General features: G+C 68.2%; 19 protein-coding genes. 8 read left to right on the top strand and 11 right to left on the bottom strand.

What is annotated here, in order from left to right:
• Positions 1–47 precede the first annotated feature (47 nt).
• A complete protein-coding gene (locus A6B37_RS05070) occupies positions 48–1,010 on the top strand; it encodes a DMT family transporter (protein WP_102771253.1) in 963 nt (320 codons plus the stop codon).
• On the opposite strand, the gene A6B37_RS05065 is transcribed toward A6B37_RS05070, so the two are convergent.
• Both A6B37_RS05065 and A6B37_RS05060 read right to left on the bottom strand, forming a co-directional pair.
• On the bottom strand, positions 961–1,599 hold the full coding sequence (locus tag A6B37_RS05065) for a glutathione S-transferase (RefSeq protein WP_102771254.1): 639 nt from the start codon (positions 1,597–1,599) through the stop codon (positions 961–963). The genes A6B37_RS05070 and A6B37_RS05065 overlap by 50 nt on opposite strands.
• On the bottom strand, positions 1,596–2,765 hold the full coding sequence (locus tag A6B37_RS05060; protein ID WP_111825090.1) for a PQQ-dependent sugar dehydrogenase: 1,170 nt from the start codon (positions 2,763–2,765) through the stop codon (positions 1,596–1,598). Before A6B37_RS05060 ends, A6B37_RS05065 begins: the two co-directional genes overlap by 4 nt.
• Positions 2,766–2,881: 116 nt before the next feature.
• On the opposite strand from A6B37_RS05060, the gene A6B37_RS05055 reads away from it, so the two are divergent.
• Complete coding sequence (locus A6B37_RS05055; RefSeq protein WP_102771256.1) at positions 2,882–3,502, top strand: glutathione binding-like protein; 621 nt, start codon at positions 2,882–2,884, stop codon at positions 3,500–3,502.
• On the opposite strand, the gene A6B37_RS05050 is transcribed toward A6B37_RS05055, so the two are convergent.
• On the bottom strand, positions 3,499–4,482 hold the full coding sequence (locus A6B37_RS05050) for a LysR substrate-binding domain-containing protein (RefSeq protein ID WP_111825089.1): 984 nt from the start codon (positions 4,480–4,482) through the stop codon (positions 3,499–3,501). The genes A6B37_RS05055 and A6B37_RS05050 overlap by 4 nt on opposite strands.
• Positions 4,483–4,614: 132 nt before the next feature.
• On the opposite strand from A6B37_RS05050, the gene A6B37_RS05045 reads away from it, so the two are divergent.
• Genes A6B37_RS05045 through A6B37_RS05035 form a run of 3 tightly spaced genes read left to right on the top strand, consistent with a single transcriptional unit; the run spans position 4,615 to position 7,806 of the window.
• On the top strand, positions 4,615–5,592 hold the full coding sequence (locus tag A6B37_RS05045) for a tripartite tricarboxylate transporter substrate binding protein (protein WP_102771258.1): 978 nt from the start codon (positions 4,615–4,617) through the stop codon (positions 5,590–5,592).
• Positions 5,593–5,594: 2 nt separating this feature from the next.
• Positions 5,595–7,061: a D-aminoacylase gene (locus A6B37_RS05040; RefSeq protein WP_111825088.1), complete on the top strand. Its 1,467-nt coding sequence runs from the start codon at positions 5,595–5,597 to the stop codon at positions 7,059–7,061.
• A gap of 1 nt (position 7,062) precedes the next feature.
• On the top strand, positions 7,063–7,806 hold the full coding sequence (locus tag A6B37_RS05035) for an amino acid racemase (RefSeq protein ID WP_102771260.1): 744 nt from the start codon (positions 7,063–7,065) through the stop codon (positions 7,804–7,806).
• A gap of 50 nt (positions 7,807–7,856) precedes the next feature.
• Here A6B37_RS05035 and A6B37_RS05030 read toward each other — a convergent pair whose 3' ends face one another.
• The 6 genes from A6B37_RS05030 to A6B37_RS05005 all read right to left on the bottom strand — a co-directional run bounded on the left by A6B37_RS05030 (position 7,857) and on the right by A6B37_RS05005 (position 14,032).
• On the bottom strand, positions 7,857–8,558 hold the full coding sequence (locus A6B37_RS05030) for an ABC transporter ATP-binding protein (RefSeq protein ID WP_102771261.1): 702 nt from the start codon (positions 8,556–8,558) through the stop codon (positions 7,857–7,859).
• Entirely contained in the window at positions 8,558–9,325 is a 768-nt protein-coding gene (gene livG, locus A6B37_RS05025) for a high-affinity branched-chain amino acid ABC transporter ATP-binding protein LivG (protein WP_102771262.1), read from the bottom strand. The genes A6B37_RS05030 and livG overlap by 1 nt, the downstream gene beginning before the upstream one ends.
• A complete protein-coding gene (locus A6B37_RS05020; RefSeq protein ID WP_168202115.1) occupies positions 9,322–10,557 on the bottom strand; it encodes a high-affinity branched-chain amino acid ABC transporter permease LivM in 1,236 nt (411 codons plus the stop codon). The genes livG and A6B37_RS05020 overlap by 4 nt, the downstream gene beginning before the upstream one ends.
• Positions 10,557–11,483, bottom strand: coding sequence for a high-affinity branched-chain amino acid ABC transporter permease LivH (gene livH / locus A6B37_RS05015; RefSeq protein WP_102771264.1), 927 nt, complete (start codon positions 11,481–11,483; stop codon positions 10,557–10,559). Before livH ends, A6B37_RS05020 begins: the two co-directional genes overlap by 1 nt.
• Positions 11,484–11,673: 190 nt before the next feature.
• Positions 11,674–12,789, bottom strand: coding sequence for a high-affinity branched-chain amino acid ABC transporter substrate-binding protein (locus tag A6B37_RS05010; protein WP_102771265.1), 1,116 nt, complete (start codon positions 12,787–12,789; stop codon positions 11,674–11,676).
• A gap of 337 nt (positions 12,790–13,126) precedes the next feature.
• Complete coding sequence (locus A6B37_RS05005) at positions 13,127–14,032, bottom strand: LysR substrate-binding domain-containing protein (protein ID WP_111825086.1); 906 nt, start codon at positions 14,030–14,032, stop codon at positions 13,127–13,129.
• Positions 14,033–14,148: 116 nt separating this feature from the next.
• On the opposite strand from A6B37_RS05005, the gene A6B37_RS05000 reads away from it, so the two are divergent.
• Genes A6B37_RS05000 through A6B37_RS04990 form a run of 3 tightly spaced genes read left to right on the top strand, consistent with a single transcriptional unit; the run spans position 14,149 to position 17,173 of the window.
• Positions 14,149–15,312, top strand: a complete 1,164-nt coding sequence (locus A6B37_RS05000; RefSeq protein WP_111825085.1) for a CoA transferase — start codon at positions 14,149–14,151, stop codon at positions 15,310–15,312.
• Positions 15,309–16,112 carry a citryl-CoA lyase gene (locus A6B37_RS04995; protein ID WP_111825084.1) on the top strand — a complete coding sequence of 268 codons (804 nt, stop codon included), beginning with the start codon at positions 15,309–15,311 and terminating at the stop codon, positions 16,110–16,112. The genes A6B37_RS05000 and A6B37_RS04995 overlap by 4 nt, the downstream gene beginning before the upstream one ends.
• 44 nt (positions 16,113–16,156) lie before the next feature.
• The gene (locus A6B37_RS04990) at positions 16,157–17,173 is read left to right on the top strand and encodes a tripartite tricarboxylate transporter substrate binding protein (RefSeq protein WP_246842367.1); all 1,017 of its coding nucleotides are present in this window, start codon (positions 16,157–16,159) and stop codon (positions 17,171–17,173) included.
• A gap of 85 nt (positions 17,174–17,258) precedes the next feature.
• Here the strand turns inward: A6B37_RS04990 and A6B37_RS04985 are convergent, their stop codons facing one another.
• Both A6B37_RS04985 and proC read right to left on the bottom strand, forming a co-directional pair.
• Positions 17,259–17,813 carry a queuosine precursor transporter gene (locus A6B37_RS04985; RefSeq protein WP_102771271.1) on the bottom strand — a complete coding sequence of 185 codons (555 nt, stop codon included), beginning with the start codon at positions 17,811–17,813 and terminating at the stop codon, positions 17,259–17,261.
• Positions 17,810–18,643: a pyrroline-5-carboxylate reductase gene (gene proC, locus A6B37_RS04980; protein ID WP_111825083.1), complete on the bottom strand. Its 834-nt coding sequence runs from the start codon at positions 18,641–18,643 to the stop codon at positions 17,810–17,812. Before proC ends, A6B37_RS04985 begins: the two co-directional genes overlap by 4 nt.
• Positions 18,644–18,712 lie beyond the last annotated feature (69 nt).

Below are 18,712 nucleotides of genomic sequence, written 5' to 3'. Positions count from 1 at the left end.
GTTTCCCCATACCCGGCGGCAGGAACCGCCGCTTTCCCAGGCTGTAGATGTCCACTTCCACCGCATTGCCCGCCGCCCAGAATCCATCCGCCGCCGCAGGCATCGCCTGCGTGGTGGGCGGCATTTTCTTCCTGACCCTGAGCGACGCCAACGCCAAGTGGCTGGGCGCCAGCTACAACCCGCTGCAGATCCTGTTCCTGCGCGCGCTGATCGCGCTGCCCTTCGTCATGACGCTGGCGCTGTGGCTGGGCGGCCGGCGCGTGCTGCGCACCACGCATCCCGGCCTGCACCTGACGCGCGGCGTCATCAACGTGGTGTCGGCCTGTTGCTTCTACCTGGGGCTGCGTGCGCTGCCGCTGGCCGAGGCCACGGCCATCGCGTTCGCGGCGCCGCTGTTCGTCACGGCGCTGTCCGTGCTGGTCCTGAAAGAACGCGTGGACGGCAGGCGCTGGCTGGCGGTGCTGGCCGGATTCGCCGGCGTGCTGATCGTGGTGCGCCCCGGCACGCAGGCATTCCAGATCGCCACGCTGTATCCGCTGACCACCGCCCTGCTCTACGCGGTCATGATGATCACCGCGCGCGGCATCAGCCGCGGCGAAGGCATGCTGACCACCACGTTCTACATCGTGCTGGGCCAGCTGGTGTGCAGCGCCGTGGGGCTGCCCTGGGTCTGGCAGACGCCCGCCATGCAGGACCTGCCGTACTTCGGCGCCGTGGCGCTCTTCAGCACGCTGGGCCTGGCCCTGATCACGCAGGGCTTTCGCATCGGCCCGGCCTCGGTGGTCGCGCCCTTCGACTACACCGGCCTGATCTGGGCCACGGTGCTGGGCTGGATCTTCTGGCGCGAGGCGCCCGACGCCTACGCTTACCTGGGCGCACTGTTCATCGCCGGCAGCGGCGTGTACATCGCCGTGCGCGAGGCGCGCGGCAAGTCGCGCGCGCGCCGTCCCGCGCCTGCCGTCACTCGGTCGGCGGCGGAAAATTCCGGCGCAGCACGCGCGCCACGTTAGGCTCCTGCGCGGCCTCGCGCGCCACCGCGGTCAGGGCCGGACAATTCGACTCGAACCAGGCCTGGCCGGGACGCCAGTGCGTCATCACGGTCACGTACAGGTCCAGCGCCGAGAAGCGCCGGCCCAGCATGTGGGGCGCGCCGGCCTGCCGCTCCAGTTCCTGCCACAGTTCGGCGCGCCGCATGTGCACGCGTTCGCGCAGCAGCTCGGCCGGCGCGCCGGCGGTGGTCCACTGCGGCGGATCGTCGCCATACGTGAAAGTGGGGTAGATCGCGCCCACCAGCCGCACCAGCAGGTTCAGGAAGCGCGCACGCTCGGGCTTGCCCGGCGGCGGCGCCAGGCCGGCCTGCGGCGCCACGTCGTTCAGGTGCAGGATCATGGCCGCGCTCTCGGTCATGACCTCGTCGTCCGGCAGGATCAGCGTCGGCACCTGCCCCAGCGGATTCAGATGCAGTAGCCGGTCGCGCTGCGGCCCGGGCTTCAGATACGGAACGTCGGTCAGCGTGTGCGGCACGTTGGCCAGCACCAGCGCCATCTCGACGATGGCCGAGCCGCAGCCCGCGGACCCGATCAGCTCATACGGTTTCATCGCGTTCCTCCTCCCGATTGCGCCGGCGCCACCCGCAGCAGCTCGCCCGGCGAGGCGTCCGTCAACACGTACACATAACCGTCCGGCCCCAGCCGCACATCGCGGATGCGGCTTTTGCGCTCGGCCAGAAGCCGTTCCTGCGCCACCACGCGATCGCCCTCCAGCGTCAGCCGGATCAGGTCCTGCGAGCCCAGCGCGCCGATGAATACGGAATTGCGCCACGCCGGAAAGCGATCGGCGTCATAGAACGCCATGCCGCTGATGGCGGGCGACTTGGGCCACCAGTACAGCGGCGGCTCCATGCCGGGCAGGCTCTCGCCCTTGGCCTCGGGTATGGGCCGCCCGGAATAATCGATGCCGTGGGTCGCCAGCGGCCAGCCATAGTTCTTGCCCGGCTGCACCAGGTTGATCTCGTCTCCGCCGCGCGGCCCGTGTTCGTTCTCCCAGATCTGGCCGGTCCACGGATTGAGCGCCATGCCCTGCGGATTGCGGTGGCCGTACGACCAGATCTCCGGCCGCGCGCCGGCCCGCCCGACGAAGGGATTGTCCGGCGGCACCGAACCGTCGGCGTTGAGCCGCAGCACCTTGCCCTGCAGCTTGTCCAGGTCCTGCGCGGTGGGACGCTGGTTATTCTCGCCCAGCGCGACAAACAGGTAACCCTTGCGGTCGAACGCCAGCCGCGCGCCGTAATGCATGCCCGACGACAGCTTGGGCTCCTGGCGCAGCAGCACCTGGAAGTTCTCGAGCGCCGCGCCGTCGGCCGACAGGCGGCCGCGGCCCACGGCCGCGCCGCTCTTGGCGCCGCCGGCTTCGGCATACGAAAGATAGACATAGCGGTCGGCGGCGAAATCGGGCGAGAGCGCGACGTCCAGCAAACCGCCCTGCCCCTGCGCCAGCACCTTGGGCACGCCGGCCAGCGGCTGGGACAGCCCGCCCGAGGCGCGCCACACCCGCAGGCCGCCGGAACGTTCGGTGATCAGCATGTCGCCGCCGGGCAGGAAGGCCATGGACCAGGGGTGGTCCAGCCCGCGCGCCACCACCTCGACGCGGGCGGCCACGGCGGGCGCCTCGGAAGCAGGATCGGAAGCCGCCGCGGCGGGGGCCGCGCACAGCGCGGACAGGGTCAGGAGCAAGGCGCGCGCGCGGGCGGCGTATCGTGGCGGCATGGACATCTCCGGCGGCAACTCGGTTGAGGCGTTGTGTCGGACCCGGCGCGCCGGTGGCGTACCATATCGGCCAGGGACGGGAGTCTCCTGTCCTACCTCCGTGGAGCACCCATCAGATGAAACTGTACTACATGCCCGGCGCGTGTTCGCTCGCTTCCCACATCGTCCTCGAATGGCTTGGCAAACCCTACCAGACGCACAAGCTCAGCCGCGATGAGCTCAAGGGCCCCGAGTTCCTCAAGGTCAATCCGCTGGGCGCCGTGCCCGCGCTGTCCGACGGCGACTGGACCGTGACGCAGAACGCCGCCATCCTCGAATACCTGGCCGAGCAGGCGCCGGAATCCGGCCTGATGGGCGACGGCAGCGCCCGCTCGCGCGCCGAAGTGCGCCGCTGGCTCGGCTTCATCAATTCCGACGTGCACAAGACCTTCTCCATGATCTTCGGCGCTTCCCGTTTCCTGGGCGAAGAAGGCGCGCAGAAGGAGCTGGCGGGTTCGGCCTCCAAGCTGCTGACCAAACTGTTCGCGCAGCTCGACGGGCAACTGGCCGGCAAGTCCTACCTGGTGGGCGACAAGCCGTCCATCGCCGACGCCTACCTCTACGTGGTGCTGCGCTGGGCGCATGGCAAGTCGGTCGACCTGACCGGCCTGGACAACCTGGCCGCGTTCTTCAAGCGCATGGAAGCCGACAAGGGCGTGCAGGCCGCGCTCCAGGCCGAAGGGCTGCAAGCCGCCTAAGGCGTAGCGACGCCCGGCGCAGCGGCGCCCGGCGTGGCGACGCCCGGCCCCTCGGCCTCCAGCGTCTTTTTCACCGCCGCCAGAAAGCGCCGCGCCAGTAGCGGCGGCGCGCTCAGGTTGGAATGCGTGGCCCAGATGTCCACCGAGGCCGGCGGCTCGATCGGGCGCAGCGCCATGTGCCCGGCCTGCTCCGGCGTGACGCACCAGGCGTCCACCAGCGCCGGCCCCAGCCCCTGCTGCACGAAGGCGCAGGCGGTCACCGGCGAATGCACCTCGATCGCGGCCGGACAGGCCGCCTGCCCGCCGAAGAACGGCTGCAAGGCGCGCGCCAGCGGCGTATCTTGCGGATAGCCGATCCACGCCGCCGTCGAAAAGTCCTCGGGGCGCACCACGGCGCGCGCGGCCAGCGGATGCGCCGGCGGCAAGGCGCAGACCACCGGCACCTGCGCCAGGCGCAGCGAGGTCAGGTTGGGATGGTCCGGCGGCTGCATCGAAATGCCGATGTCCGCCTGGCCCGACAGAAAATACGCGGCCAGTTCGTCGAAAGTCACGCTGCGGAAATCGACCCGCGCGTCCGCGTTGCGGCTGCGCAGCCGCTCCAGCGCCCTGGGAATCAGGCGCTGCCCGAAACTGGCGCTGGCCACGATCTTCAGCATCCCCGCGCCCGACTGCGCCAGGCTGGCGGCCAGGTCGTTGACCCGCTGGATGCCGCCGTACACCTGCTCCACCTCGGCATACAGCCGGCGGGCCTCGGCGGTGGGCGACAGCCGGCTCTTGACCCGGTCGAACAGCCGGTAGCCCAGGCGGCTTTCGGTCAGCGCCAGCACGCGGCTGACGGCCGGCTGCGACACGTGCAGCATGCGCCCGGCCCCGCTGATCGAGCCGGACATCATGATGGCCCGAAACACCTCTATCTGCCTCAGGTTCAAGGGTCTGCCGGCAGTCGGTCCGACCTCGTCCGAATAGGCGTCCATCTCCATTTTTCCCCCGCTCAGTCGCGCCAGATCGATAACGGCCGATTATAGGTTTTAGACATTTTTCGATGACGGCGCGGCCCGGGCCCGGGTGTAACCTGCGGCCACGATCACCATACAAACCAGGGGAAATCCATCATGCGCAACCGCTACCTCCGCGGCCTGGCCGCACTGGCGCTCGGCGTCACGCTCTCGGCCAGCGCCTTCGCCGCCGCCTATCCCGACAAGCCCATCACTTTCGTGGTGCCGTCCGCGGCCGGCGGCTCGCCCGACGTGCTGTCGCGCCTGATCACGACCCAGCTGGCGCGCGACACCGGCGCCACGCTGGTCATCGAAAACCGCCCCGGCGCGGCCGGCAACATCGGCATCACGCTGGTCAAGCGCGCCGCGGCCGACGGCTACACCGTGGGCTACGGCAACATCAACACGCTGGCCGTGAACCGCTCGCTCTTCAAGCGCCTGCCCTACGACGTGGACCAGGACCTCACGCCCGTCGCGCACCTGTTCGACCTGTACAACGCGCTCATCGTGCCGGCCGACTCTCCGGTCAAAACCGTGCAGGACCTGATCGACCGCGCCCGCAAGCAGCCCGGCCGGCTGTCCTACGGCGCCTCGGGCGTGGGCACCACCGGCCACATGGGCGGCGAACTGTTCAAAAGCATGGCCAAGGTCGACGTGATGTTCGTGCCCTATAACGGCGGCCCCGCGGCGATCCAGGACCTGCTGGGCGGACGCCTGGACTACCTGTTCGTCAACACCTCGGAGGCCGCGCCGCTGGTCAAGGCCGGCAAGGTCCGCGCCATCGGCGTCAGCAGCCTGAAGCGCCTGCCGCTGATGCCCGAGGTCCCGACCCTGGACGAAGCCGGCGTCAAGGGCTACGAGACCGTCTCCTGGGGCGGCGTGGTCGCGCCCAAGGGCACGCCCGACGACGTGGTGGCCACGCTCAACGCCGCCATCCAGAAGGCGCTGCAGGCTCCCGACGTGCGCGCCGGCCTGGCCACGCTGGGCGCCGAGCCCGCCGGCGGGTCGCCGGCCGACTTCAAGAAGCTGATCGACCGCGAAACCGCCAAGTGGCGCGGCATCATCGAATCCGCCGGCATCGAGAAACTAGACTGAACATGACCGCAACGCGCTTGCAAGCAGACTTCATCGTGGCGGGCGCCACGCTCATCGACGGCGCCGGCGGCCCCGCCCGCCGCGGCGACCTGGCCGTCAGCGGCCAGCGCATCGCCGCCGTCGGCGAATTCGACCACCCGCCCGGCGCGCCCGTCATCGACGCGCGCGGCCTGGCGCTGGCGCCCGGCTTCATCGACTCCCACACCCACGACGACGGCTATCTGCTGGCGCATCCCGACATGCGGCCCAAGGTGTCGCAGGGCGTGACTACCGTGGTCACCGGCAACTGCGGCATCAGTCTCGCGCCGCTGGCGCGCGCCGAGATTCCGCAGCCGCTGGACCTGCTCGGCCCCGCCCCGCTGTTCCGCTACGCCAGTTTCGCGGCCTGGCTCGATGCGCTGCGCGCCGCGCCGCCCGCCGTCAACGTGGCGCCGCTGGTCGGCCACAGCACCTTGCGCGTGGCCGTCATGCAGGACACCTCGCGCGCAGCCGACGAGGCCGAGCGCGCCGCCATGCGCGAACTGCTGCGCGAGGCGCTGGACGCGGGCGCCTTCGGCGTGTCCACCGGCACCTTCTACCCGCCCGCCAGCGCCGCCACCACGGACGAAATCATCGACGTCTGCGCGCCGCTGCGCGGCCGCCCCGGCGTCTACGCCACCCATCTGCGCGACGAGGCCGACCATATCGTGCCGGCCATGGAAGAAGCCTTGCTGGTCGGGCGCGAGCTGGGCTGCCGCGTGGTGTTCTCGCACCACAAGCTGGCTGGCGAACGCAATCACGGCCGCAGCCGCGAAACGCTGGACCTGATCAGCCGCGCCGCCGCCGCGCAGCCGGTCTGCCTGGACTGCCACCCCTATCCCGCCACCTCCACCATGCTGCGGCTGGACCGCGCGCGGCTGGCCAGCCGCACGCTGATCACCTGGTCCAAGGGCTACCCGGGGGCCACCGGCCGCGACTTCGCCGAGGTCATGGCCGAACTCGGCCTGGACGACGCGGCCGCCGTCGAGCGCCTGGCCCCGGCCGGCGCCATCTACTTCCTGATGGACCCGGCCGACGTGTCGCGCATCTTCGCGCACCCGCTGACCATGGTCGGCTCCGACGGCCTGCCCTTCGACCCGCACCCGCATCCGCGCCAGTGGGGCACCTTCACCAACGTGTTGCGCACCATGGTGCGCGAGCAGCGCCTGCTGTCGCTGGAGTCGGCCATCCACAAAATGACCGGCCTGGCGGCCGACCAGTACGGCATCGCGGACCGCGGCCGCCTCCGGGAGGGGTATCATGCCGACTTGGTGCTGTTCGATCCCGCCACCGTCACAGACGTGGCCACTTTTTCAGCTCCCATTCAGGCAAGCCAGGGCATCCAGGCAGTTTGGGTCAATGGCAAGCGCGTGTGGGACGGGGAACGGACCGGCACCGAACGCCCGGGCCAGGTTCTGACGCCCGGTGCAGCATCAGCTCGGAGTGAATAAAGTGAATAGCCATTCCCAGGGTTGTTACCTGGGTGTTTTGGGCGGCATGGGCCCCATGGCCGGTGCCGCTTTTGCCCTGCGCCTGGCGGCCCTGACGCCCGCCGCCGTCGACCAGCAGCACATCCCCACCCTGCTGCGCAACGATCCCCGCATCCCCGACCGTTCCAGCGCCCATATGGCGGGCGGCGAAAGCCCCTTGCCCTATATGGTCGAAGGCGTACGCTTCCTGGAACAGTCCGGCGCGCAGCTCATCGCCATCCCGTGCAACACGGCCCACCTGTGGTACGAGCAGATCGCCGCCGCCACCCGCCTGCCGGTGCTGCACATCATCCAGGCCGTCATCGACGACCTGCGCCGGCTCGGCCTGCCGCGCGGGCGCATCGGCCTGATGGGCACGGCCGCCACGCTCAAGCTGGGCCTGTACCAGCAGCGCCTGCAGGCCCAGGGCTACGACTGCGTCGTGCCCGACGAGGACGAGGTCGAGCGCTACTGCATGGAATCGATCCGCGCCGTCAAGGCCAACCGCCTGGAAGACGCCTACGCGCCGGCCGCCGAATGCATCGTCCGCCTGCGCGCCCGCGGCGCCGACGCCGTGGTGCTGGGCTGCACCGAACTGCCGCTGGCCGTGCCGCACGCGCTGCGCCCCAGCCTGGGCGTGACCCTCACCGACTCCATCGACGCGCTGGCGCTGGCCGCCATCGGCCATTACCAGGCGGACCGGGAGCGGGAGCGGATCGCGGCGTAAAAAAAAGCGCATCTCCCGATGCGCCCAATCTCCCTTCGCGGGGAAAAACCTCAACCGCCCAGGTACGCCTTGCGCACCTGGTCGTTGACCAGCAGGTTGGCGCCGCTGTCCTGCAGCACCACACGGCCGTTCTCCAGCACGTAGCCGCGGTCGGCCACGCCCAGCGCCTTGTTGGCGTTCTGCTCCACCAGGAACACGGTCACGCCCTGCTCGCGGATCTCGCGGATGATGTCGAAGATCTGCGCGATCACCAGCGGGGCCAGGCCCAGCGTGGGCTCGTCGAGCAGCAGCAGGCGCGGACGCGTCATCAGCGCGCGGCCGATGGCCAGCATCTGCTGCTCGCCGCCCGACATCAGGCCGGCGCGCTGGCTGGCGCGCTCCTTGAGCCGCGGGAACAGTCCGTAGACGTGGTCGATGCCCGCCTCGATCTCGTCGCGCTTGGAGAAGAAGCCGCCCATTTTCAGGTTCTCGGCCACCGTCAGGTCCTTGAAGACCCGCCGCCCTTCGGGCGAGATGGCGATGCCGCTGCGCATGACGTGGTGGGTGTCCTTGTGGGTGATGTCCTCGCCCTCGAAGGTGATCCTGCCCTCGCGCGCCCGGGGATTGCCGCAGACCGTCATCAGCAGCGTCGTCTTGCCGGCGCCGTTGGCGCCGATGAGCGTGACGATCTCGCCCTTGTTGACCTCCACCGACACGCCGTTGAGCGCCTGGATGGCCCCGTAGTAGGTATGTATGTTTTCCAGCTTAAGCATCATTCCTCCCCGAGGTACGCCTTGATGACGCGCTCGTCGTTGCGCACCTGCTCGGGGGTGCCGGTGGTGATGGGCTTGCCGTGCTCCATGACGAGGATGCGGTCGGAAATGCCCATGATCAGGCTCATGTCGTGTTCGATCAGCAGCACCGCCACGCCGAACTCGCGCCGCAGCTGGTCGATCAGCGCCTGCAGGTCGCGCTTTTCCTGCGGGTTCAGGCCGGCGGCCGGCTCGTCCAGCATCAGCAGGCGCGGCTTGGTGATCATGCAGCGCGCGATCTCCAGGCGGCGCTGGTGGCCGTAGGCCAGGTTGCCCGCCTCGCGGTTGGCATACTCGCGCAGCCCCATGAAATCCAGCCACTGGGCCGCGCGCGCCAGCGCATCGGCCTCGGACTGGCGATAGGACTTGAGCTTGAGCAGCCCCGGCAGCAGCCGCGACTCCACCTGGGTGTGCTGGGCGACCAGCAGGTTCTCCAGCACGGTCAGCTGCTTGAACAGCCGCACGTTCTGGAACGTGCGCACCAGGCCGTGGCGCGCCACCTTGTGGCTGGGCAGGCCGGTGATGGCCTGGCCGTCCATGATGATCTCGCCCGCCGTCGGCGAATAAAAGCCGCCCACGCAGTTGAACACGGTGGTCTTGCCGGCCCCGTTGGGGCCGATGATGGCGAACACCTCGTCGGATTTGACTTCGAACGCCACGCTGTCGACGGCCAGCAGGCCGCCGAACCGCATGGTGAGCCCGGAAACTTTCAGCAATGCCTCGCTCATTTGGCCAGCTCCACGTGGGGACGCTTCATGGGCAACAACCCCTGCGGACGCCACATCATCATCAACACCATCACCAGGCCGAACATCAGCATCCGGTACTCGGCGAACTCGCGCGCCACCTCGGGCAGCACCGTCAGCAGCACGGCCGCCAGGATCACGCCCACTTGCGAGCCCATGCCGCCCAGCACCACGATGGCCAGGATCAGCGCCGATTCGATGAAGGTGAAGGACTCCGGATTGACCATGCCCTGGCGCGCCGCGAAGAACGCGCCGCCGAAGCCCGCGAACATCGCGCCCAGCGTGAACGCCGAGAGCTTGATGCGCGTGGGGTTCAGGCCCAGCGAACGGCAGGCGATCTCGTCCTCGCGCAGCGCCTCCCAGGCACGGCCGACCGGCATGCGGATCAGCCGGGTCGACACGAACAGCGTGATCAGCGCCAGCAGCAGCGCCATCAGGTACAGATAGATCACCATGTGCTGGTTCTCGAAGGTCCAGCCCATGAAGTCATGGAACGTGGTGCCCCCTTCCGTGCTGGCGCGGCGCGTCATCTCCATGCCGAACACCGTCGGCTTGGGAATGCCGGAAATCCCGTCCGGGCCGCCGGTCAGCGTGTTCAGGTTGATCAGCAGCAGCCGGATCATCTCGCCGAAGCCCAGCGTCACGATGGCGAGGTAGTCGCCCCGCAGCCGCAACACCGGAAAGCCCAGGATGAAGCCGAACAGCGCCGCCATCGCGCCCGAGAACGGCAGCGCTTCCCAGAAGCTCCAGCCGCCCCAGTGGTACAGCAAGGCGTACGTATAGGCGCCCACCGCGTAAAAGCCCACGAAGCCCAAGTCCAGCAGGCCGGCGAAGCCCACCACGATGTTCAGGCCCAGGCCCAGCATCACGTAGATCATCACCAGGGTGGCGATGTCCACCGAGCTGCGGCCGGCGAAGAACGGCCAGATCACCGCGATCGCCAGGAGCAGCAGCGCCAGCGGCTTGTGGCTCTTGGCCGGCGCCGCCGGCAAGGTGGGCAGGCCCGTCTTGAGCTTCTGGAAGGGTTTGGCGATCCAGGGCCGCAGCAGCTGGAACACGAACACCACCGCGGCGGCGATCGCCACCAGCGACCAGTTGGCCTCCATGCTGGTGCGCGCGCCCTGGCGGATCAGTTGCAGGCCGAAGACCGGCGTGACGATGACCGCCGTCAGCACGGCCGCCATCGTGGCGTTTTTAAGAGTGTTGTTCGACATCAGACTTTTTCCACCTCAGGTTTGCCCAACAGCCCGGTGGGACGGAACAGCAGGATCAGGATCAGCAGCGAGAACGCCACGATGTCCTTGTACTGCGACGAGATGTAGGCGGCCGCGAAGGTCTCGGCCAGCCCCAGCAGCACGCCGCCGAGCATGGCGCCCGGGATGCTGCCGATGCCGCCCAGCACCGCCGCGGTAAAGGCCTTGATGCCTGCCAGAAAGCCGATGAAGGGATTGAGCTTGCCGATGGTGATGGCGATCAGCACGCCGCCCACCGCCGCCAGGATCGCGCCCATCACGAAGGTGAACGAGATCACCCGGTTGGTGTCGATGCCCAGCAGATTGGCCATGTGCATGTCCTGCGAGCAGGCGCGCGAGGCGCGGCCCATGCGCGAATACTTGATGAACAGCGTCAGCGCGATCATCAGCAGCACCGTCACCACGATGATCATCAGCCGCGAATACGGCACCGTCACATCGAAGTCGGAGCCCATCTGGAACTGCCAGGCGCCCGAGACCAGCGAAGGCACGGCCATGTCGCGCGCGCCCTGGCCCAGGGCCACCCAGTTCTGCAGGAAGATCGACATCCCGATGGCCGAGATCAGCGCCACCAGGCGTGGGCTGCCGCGCACCGGGCGGTAGGCCACCCGTTCCACGGAAAAGCCGTAGATGCCGGTGACCACGATGGACACGACCAGCATGGCCGCGATGATGAACGGCATCGGCAGGCCGCTGTTGGTGCCGATGGCGGTCAGTGTGACCAGGCCGACATAGGCGCCGATCATATAGATTTCGCCGTGGGCGAAGTTGATCATACCGATGATGCCGTAGACCATTGTGTAGCCGATGGCGATCAACGCATAGATCGCGCCCAGAGACAATCCATTGAAGAATTGCTGGGTAAGTTGGGGTATGAGGTCAGACATTATTTCTCTTGCTCCAAATAGTTCCGGCTCCGGTAGAGAGACCCGGAGCCGGAAACCTGGGCGTATTTTATAAGGGCCTGCCGCCGCTTCCCGCCGCCCCCGCAGCGCTTTTGGCGCTTGCCATGCGGATGGCGGCAAAACGAGGACGACAGACCCTACACGCCGGCGAGCCGCCGGCGGGATCGCGAGTTTACAGCTGGGTCTTCTTGCCGTTCTTGTCCCACTTGTAGACCGCGAACTCGAAGTTCTTCAGGTCGCCCTTGGCGTCGTACTCGACCTTGCCGATCCCGGTGTTGAAGGTCGTCTTGTGCATGTAGTCGGCCACCTTGGCGGGGTCCTCGCCCACCGCGTTGATGCTGTCGGCCAGGATCTGCACGGCGGCGTACGCCGGCATCTGGAAGGCGCCGTCCGGATCGCGCTTGGCGTCCTTGAACGCCTTCACGATGCCTTCGTTGCCCGGCAGCTTGGTGAAGTCGGCCGGCAGGGTCACCAGCAGGCCTTCGATGGCCGGGCCGGCGATCGCCACCAGGTCCTGGTTGGCCGTGCCTTCCGGACCCATGAACTGGACCTGCAGGCCCTGCTCGCGCGACTGGCGCAGCAGCAGGCCGAGCTCGGGGTGATAGCCGCCGAAGTACACCAGGTCCACGCCGGCCGACTTCAGCTTGGTGATGATGGCCGAATAGTCGCTGTCGCCGACGTTGATGCCTTCGAACATCGCCACGTTCACGCCTTCCTTGGCCAGCGTGTCCTTGACCTGCGTGGCCACGCCCGAACCGTAGGTCTGCTTGTCGTGCAGCACGGCGACCTTCTTGGGCTTGAGCGTCTTGGCGATGTAGTTGGCGGCGTACGGACCCTGCTGGTCGTCGCGGCCGATGGTGCGGAAGAAGAAATGCGGCTTGATGGTGTCGGTCACCAGCGGCGAGGTCGCGCCCGGGGTGATGCCGACGATGCCCTCTTCCTCATAGACCTTCACCGCGGCCACGGTCACGCCCGAGCACGCATGGGCCACGGCGAACTTGGCGCCGGAGTTGACCACGCGGTTGGCGGCGGGCACGGCCTGCTTCGGTTCGCAGCCGTCGTCGATCAGGATGGGCTCGAGCTTCTTGCCCTTGACCCCGCCCTTGGCGTTGATGGTCTCGATGGCCGTCAGCGCACCGGCCTGGATCTGGTCGCCGTACTGCGTGTTGGGCCCGGTCATGGGCTGGGGAATGCCGATTTTGATCGTGTCGGCTGCATGCACGGCGCCGGCCAGGGCAAGTGCACCAAGCGCGACGGCTACCGGGGTAAGACGATGCAGAAACTTCATGCGGAGTTCTCCAGCGAGGTTGTGAGCGGCTCTGTTCGGCGCGCATTTACGGCATTTATTCCGATATTGCGCGACGCCCGTCGCCGGCTTCTTGGGCGAAATCACGATGTGGGCGGTATTCTGGAAGCAAGCCGCCACACTGTCACTGCGTGTAATCCCCAATATTTTGCGAGCCGCCTTTAATCGTGACGGATTGGCTCCGCAAGCCCATGAAATCGCAGGAGAATTCGCGAACAGAGCTTGCAAGACCGCTGGCGCACCCCACGAAAATCGTGCATGCGGGTTTATATGCGATGGCCATTAATACGACGTTTAACCGCGCATTCAAATACAGTACTTACGCAGGACTTACGGATAATGCGGCCTGCCCCAGCGCGCGCCTGCGCAATAGCGCCACGAATGCGCGGCATGCGCGGCTTTGCGGATGCGCATTATTGAATAGCAGGCCCGGCGTGCGCATGGGCGTGGGATTTTCCATGGGTATCAGGCGCAGCCCGGGGTCCGGCGCGATCGCGCTGGCCGCGGCGATGGCGCCCACGTTCATGCGCGCGACCATGCCCAGCATGGCGGCGATGGTGTTCATCTCCGCGACGACCTCGGGCGCCGCGCCCGCGGCCTGGAAACACTCGTCCAGGATCCGCCGCGTCGAAAACCCGGCCGGCAGCATCACCAGCGGCTCGCGATGCAGCTCGATCATGCGGATGCGCCGCCGCCCGGCCAGCGGATGGCTGGCCGACACCACCAGCACCAGCTCCTCGTTGAACAACGGCTCGAAGCGCAGCGCGCTGGCGCCTTCAGGCCGGTAGGCCACGCCGATGTCCAGCCGGCCGGCCTCCAGCTCGCTGGCGATGGCGTCTGCCGGCAGCTCTTCGATCAGCACCTTCACCCCGGGGCTGCGCTGCAACAGCCGCGCCACGCAATCCGGAATGAAATTCAGATTGAAGGTATGGGTGGTGCCGACCCGAACCAGGCCCGTCACCAGCGCGACGTCCTGCTTGATCGCGCCCAGCCCCTGGTCGATCTCCCTGAGCGCGCGCTGGGCGTAGGCCAGGAAAGTCTCCCCCGCCTCCGTCATCACCACGCGCTTGCCGATGCGGTCGAACAGGCGCTGCCCCACCTCGTCCTCCAGTTGCCGGATCTGGTGGGACAGGGTCGATTGCGTCACGTGCACGCGCTCGGCCGCCCGCGTGAAATTCAGCGACCCGGCCAGCGCAATGAAGTACCGGAGATGCCGCAGCTCCATGTCTTGCCCCCCAAACAATCGATGGCATCAATGATGATGGACGATATTAATCATTTTCATCTTTTCTCGGCGGCCGATAGTCTTGCGGTTCGCAGCAATCCGCAAGAGGAACACTCATGTCCAAGGTATTGGATGGCATCACCGTCATCGAACAGGGAACCTTCATTACCGGCCCCGCGGCCGCAATGCTGCTGGCCGACCTGGGCGCGAACGTCATCAAGGTCGAGCAGCCGGGCACGGGCGACCCGTTCCGCGCCTTCAAGGGCGGGCTGTACAGCCCGCACTATCAGACCTACAACCGCAACAAGCGCAGCATCGAGCTCGACGCCAAGAACCCCGAGGACGCGCGCGTATTCGACGAACTGATCCGCGAGGCCGACGTCTATATCCAGAATTTCCGCCCCGGGGCCGCCGAGCGCCTGGGTGCCGGCGAGGCGCGGCTGCGCGCCATCAACCCGCGCCTGGTCTATTGCGCGATCAGCGGTTTCGGCCAGACCGGCCCGGCGGCCGGACGCCCCGCCTACGACACCGTGGCCCAGGCCGCCAGCGGATTCCTCAACCTGCTGGTGAATCCGGAACATCCCCGCGTCGTGGGGCCGGCCATCGCCGACTCGCTCACCGGCTTCTACGCCGCCTACGGCATTCTCGGCGCCCTGGTCGAACGCGCGCGCACCGGCGCGGGCCGTAGCGTCGAGGTCTCCATGCTGGAGGCCATGTGCCATTTCAACCTGGACGCCTATACCCATTACTTCGCCGAGAACGAAGTCATGGGCCCCTACAGCCGTCCCAGCGTCTCGCAGTCCTACGCCCTGACCTGCGCCGACGGCAAGAAGCTGGCCCTGCACATGTCATCGCCCGAGAAATTCTGGCGCGGCCTGGCCGACGCCATGGAACGCCCCGACATCCTGCAAGACCCGCGCTTCGCCACGCGCGAAGGCCGCATCGCCAACCATGCGGCGCTGATCGCCGTGCTCGACGGCGTGTTCGCCGGCCGTACCCGCGAACAATGGTGCCGCTGCCTGACCGAAGCGGACGTGCCGCACGCCCCCATGTACGACACGGCCGAAGCCCTGCAAGACCCGCAGGCGCGCCACCTGCAACTCGAAATCGAAGGCACGCATCCCACGCTGGGCCCCTGGCGCACCGTGCGTTCGCCCGTCAGCTTCGACGGCCAACGCGCCTGCGACGTGACGCCCCCGCCCCTGCTGGGCGAACACAACACCCAGATCCGCGCCGCGCTGGCCAGCCGCAACCCCACTACCCCCCAGGACCCGTCATGAAAATCGGCAAAAGCACCATCCCCCGCACCGCCATCTGCACCTCCGACGAACACACCATCGTGGTACGCGGCGAAGACCTGTGCAAAGACCTGATCGGCCGCATCTCCTTCACCGACTACTTCCATCTGCTGGTCACCGGCCGCCGCCCCGACGCCGCGGCCACCGCCGTGCTCGACGCCACCCTCGTCGCCATCGCCGAACACGGCTTCGTGCCCAGCGTGCAGGCCGCCCGCATGACGCTGGCCGCCGCGCCCGACGCCATGCAGGGCGCGGTCGCCGCCGGCCTGCTAGGCTGCGGCTCGGTCATCCTCGGCGCCTCGGAAACCGCCGGCCGGCTGTTCGCCGAAATCAAGGACTGCGCCGAACAGAAACAGATCGACCTGGATGCCGCGGCGCTCGACGTGCTCAGGCGCTACCGCGCCGAAGGCAGGCCCATCCCCGGCTACGGCCATCCCCTGCACAAGACCCGCGACCCCCGCGTGGCGCGGCTGTTCGAGGTGGCGCGCGACTGCGGCTCGGACCAGACCTACGTCGAAATCGCGGAAGCCGTCGAACGCCAGATCCCCGAAGTGCTGGGCAAGGCCCTCAAGCTCAACGTCTCCGCCGCCATCCCGGCGGTGCTGCTGGGCGCCGGGTTTCCGCTGCAGGCCCTGCGCGGCGTGCCGCTGCTGGCCCGCACCGCCGGCCTCATCGCCCACCTCAACGAAGAACTCCAGCAGCCCTCGGGCTTCGCCCTCTCTTACCAGGCCACCCGCGAACTGCAATACGACGGCGAGGTTCCGGACCACCCCGCAGCATGACGCCCACCCTATACGGCGCTAAAAACACACAGGAGACAAACACCATGCAACCGACCACCGCCTGCCCGCGGCCCGTCCGCCCCAACCCCATGCGCCGCGCCCTTGCGGCGCTGGCCCTGGGCGCCTGCGCGCTGGGTCTCGTCCCACAGCCGGCGCGCGCCGCCGCCTTCCCCGAACGCCCGATAAAATTGATCGTCCCGTTCGGCCCCGGCACCACCACCGACACCGTGTCCCGCATGCTGGCCGACGCCATGTCCAAATCGCTGGGACAACCCGTCATCATCGAAAACCGCGCCGGCGCCGGCGGCTCCATCGGCACCGAACTCGTCGCCCGCGCCCCGGCCGACGGCTACACCCTGGTCATGGGCACGGTCGGCACGCACGCCATCAACAAAGCCCTCTATCCCAAGCTCGGCTACGACCCCTTGCGCGACTTCAAGCCGGTCGCGCTGGTCGGCTACACCCCGACCCTGCTGGTGGTCGGCGCCGGCTCGCCGGTACGCAGCCTCCAGGACCTGGCGGCCGCCGCCGCCAAACCCGGCGGCATCAGCTTCGCCTCCGCCGGCACCGGCACCTCCGGCCACCTGGCCGGCGAACTGCTCAAGTCGCGCCTGGGCGGCACCATGGTGCACATCCCCTACAAAGAAGGCAGCCAGGCCCTGACCGACGTCATGTCCGGCCAGACCCAGTTCATGTTCTACCACCCGCTGGCCGTGCTGCCGCACATCAAGTCCGGCAAGATGCGCGCGCTCGGCACCTCCGTCATGCGCCGCAGCGCCTCCGCGCCGGACGTGCCCACCATCGCCGAACAGCTGGGCGGCGAATTCGACCTGCAGGCCTGGTTCATGCTGTACGCCCCCGCCGCCACGCCCGTTCCCGTCCTGCAGACCCTGCGCGACTCCGCCGCCGCGGCGCTGTCCAGCCCGGACATCGTCGCCAAGCTCGAAGCCCAGGGCCTGGAGAAAAGCGACGTGGCCATGAGCGGCATCGACAAATTCGGCCAGGACGAACTGGATAAATGGTCCAACCTGATCCGGCAATCGGGAGCGCAGGCGAATTGAGGATCGCGGCGGTGTGGCGCGAGCGTGCCGCCGTTCGCCATGTGCCCATCCTCGCGGGCGGCTTGCGGTTCCCCGGTGTGGGCTTTCAGGCGTTGGCCGGTTTGGCCAGGTTCCACATCAGGGCGCGGAACGGCGCCAGCATGCTGACGTTGACCGCCAGCTTGACCGCCAGGTCGCCCAGCATCCAGGTGACCCAGGGTGCGCCGGTGGCGGCGAAGGCGACGCTGAAGAACACGGCGGTGTCGAGCATGGCGCCCAGCGTGCCGGAGACCAGCGGCGCGCGCCACCAGCGCTGGTCGCGCATGCGGTCGAAGACCTGGATGTCGGCCAGCTGCGCGCAGATATAGGCCAGGCCCGAGGCCAGCGCGATGCGCGGCGACGCCACCCATACCGATACGATCAGCGCAGCGGCAAAGCCGCACCAGGCCACGCGGCGCGCGGCTGCGGGACCGAAGCGGCGGTTCAGCAGGTCGGTGACCAGGAACGCCACCGGGTAGGACAGCCCGCCCCAGGTCAGCCAGTCGTTGAGCGGCACCTGGACCAGGATGTTCGAGCCCACCACCACCAGCAGCATGCACAGCACGGCGATGCCGAACTGCGTGCGGCTCATGGCCGGAAAGCGTCGCGCCGCCGTGCTCATTTGCCGAACTCCTGCGCCAGCTCGCGCGAGCGCCGCGCGGCCGCGGTCATGGCGTCTTCCACGATGCCGGCGAAGCCCGCGGCGCCGAAGGCGTCGAGCGCGGCGGCGGTGGTGCCGCCCTTGGACGTGACGCGTTCGCGCAGCGTGGACAACGGCTCGGACGATTCGGCGGCCAGGCGCGTGGCGCCGGCCAGCGTGCCCAGGGCCAGCTGCTTGGCCTGCTCGGCCGTCAGCCCGACCTTCTGGCCGCCGGCGACCAGCGCCTCCAGGAACAGGAAGACATAGGCCGGGCCGCTGCCGGACAGGGCCGTCACGCCATCGAGCGCGGCGTCGTCCTTGACCCAGACCACCTCGCCCACGCTGGACAGCAGTTCGGCCGCCAGTTCGCGGTCGGCCTGGCCGACGCCGTCGAGCGCGGCCAGCCCGGTCATGCCCGCGCCCACCAGGGCCGGCGTGTTGGGCATGCAGCGCACCAGGCGCTTGAACGGCGCCTCGGGCGTGCCCAGCCAGCCGGCCAGCGTGTCGGCGCGGATGCCGGCCGCGACGCTTACCACCAAAGTGTCTTCGCGCAACCACTGACGCGTGGAAGCCACAACGTCTTTCATGTTCTGTGGCTTGACAGCGAAAACCCATACGCGGGCGCGCGCGAGGGCCTCGTCGGGGGCCGTCGCGGTGGTCATGCCGCGGGCCTGCCAGGCGGCATGGGCCTCCTGGTTTATGTCAATGACATGGATGCGGTCGGCGGCGCATACTTTGCCCGCCAGGCCAGATGCCAGGGCGGCCGCCATATTGCCGCCACCAATGAACGCAATCGAAAGTTCGTTTTTCATAGCCGGCGATTGTAATCGGTAGTTCCCGTAGGGGAAAAAAGGAAAAATGTTCGTTCGCGCCTAAAACGC

Source organism: Achromobacter sp. HZ01 (genome assembly GCF_003267925.1).
In the GTDB taxonomy this organism is placed as follows: domain Bacteria; phylum Pseudomonadota; class Gammaproteobacteria; order Burkholderiales; family Burkholderiaceae_B; genus Achromobacter; species Achromobacter pulmonis_A.
The sequence above is the reverse complement of the archived record's forward strand: the minus strand, read 5'-3'. Positions and strand labels throughout refer to the sequence as shown.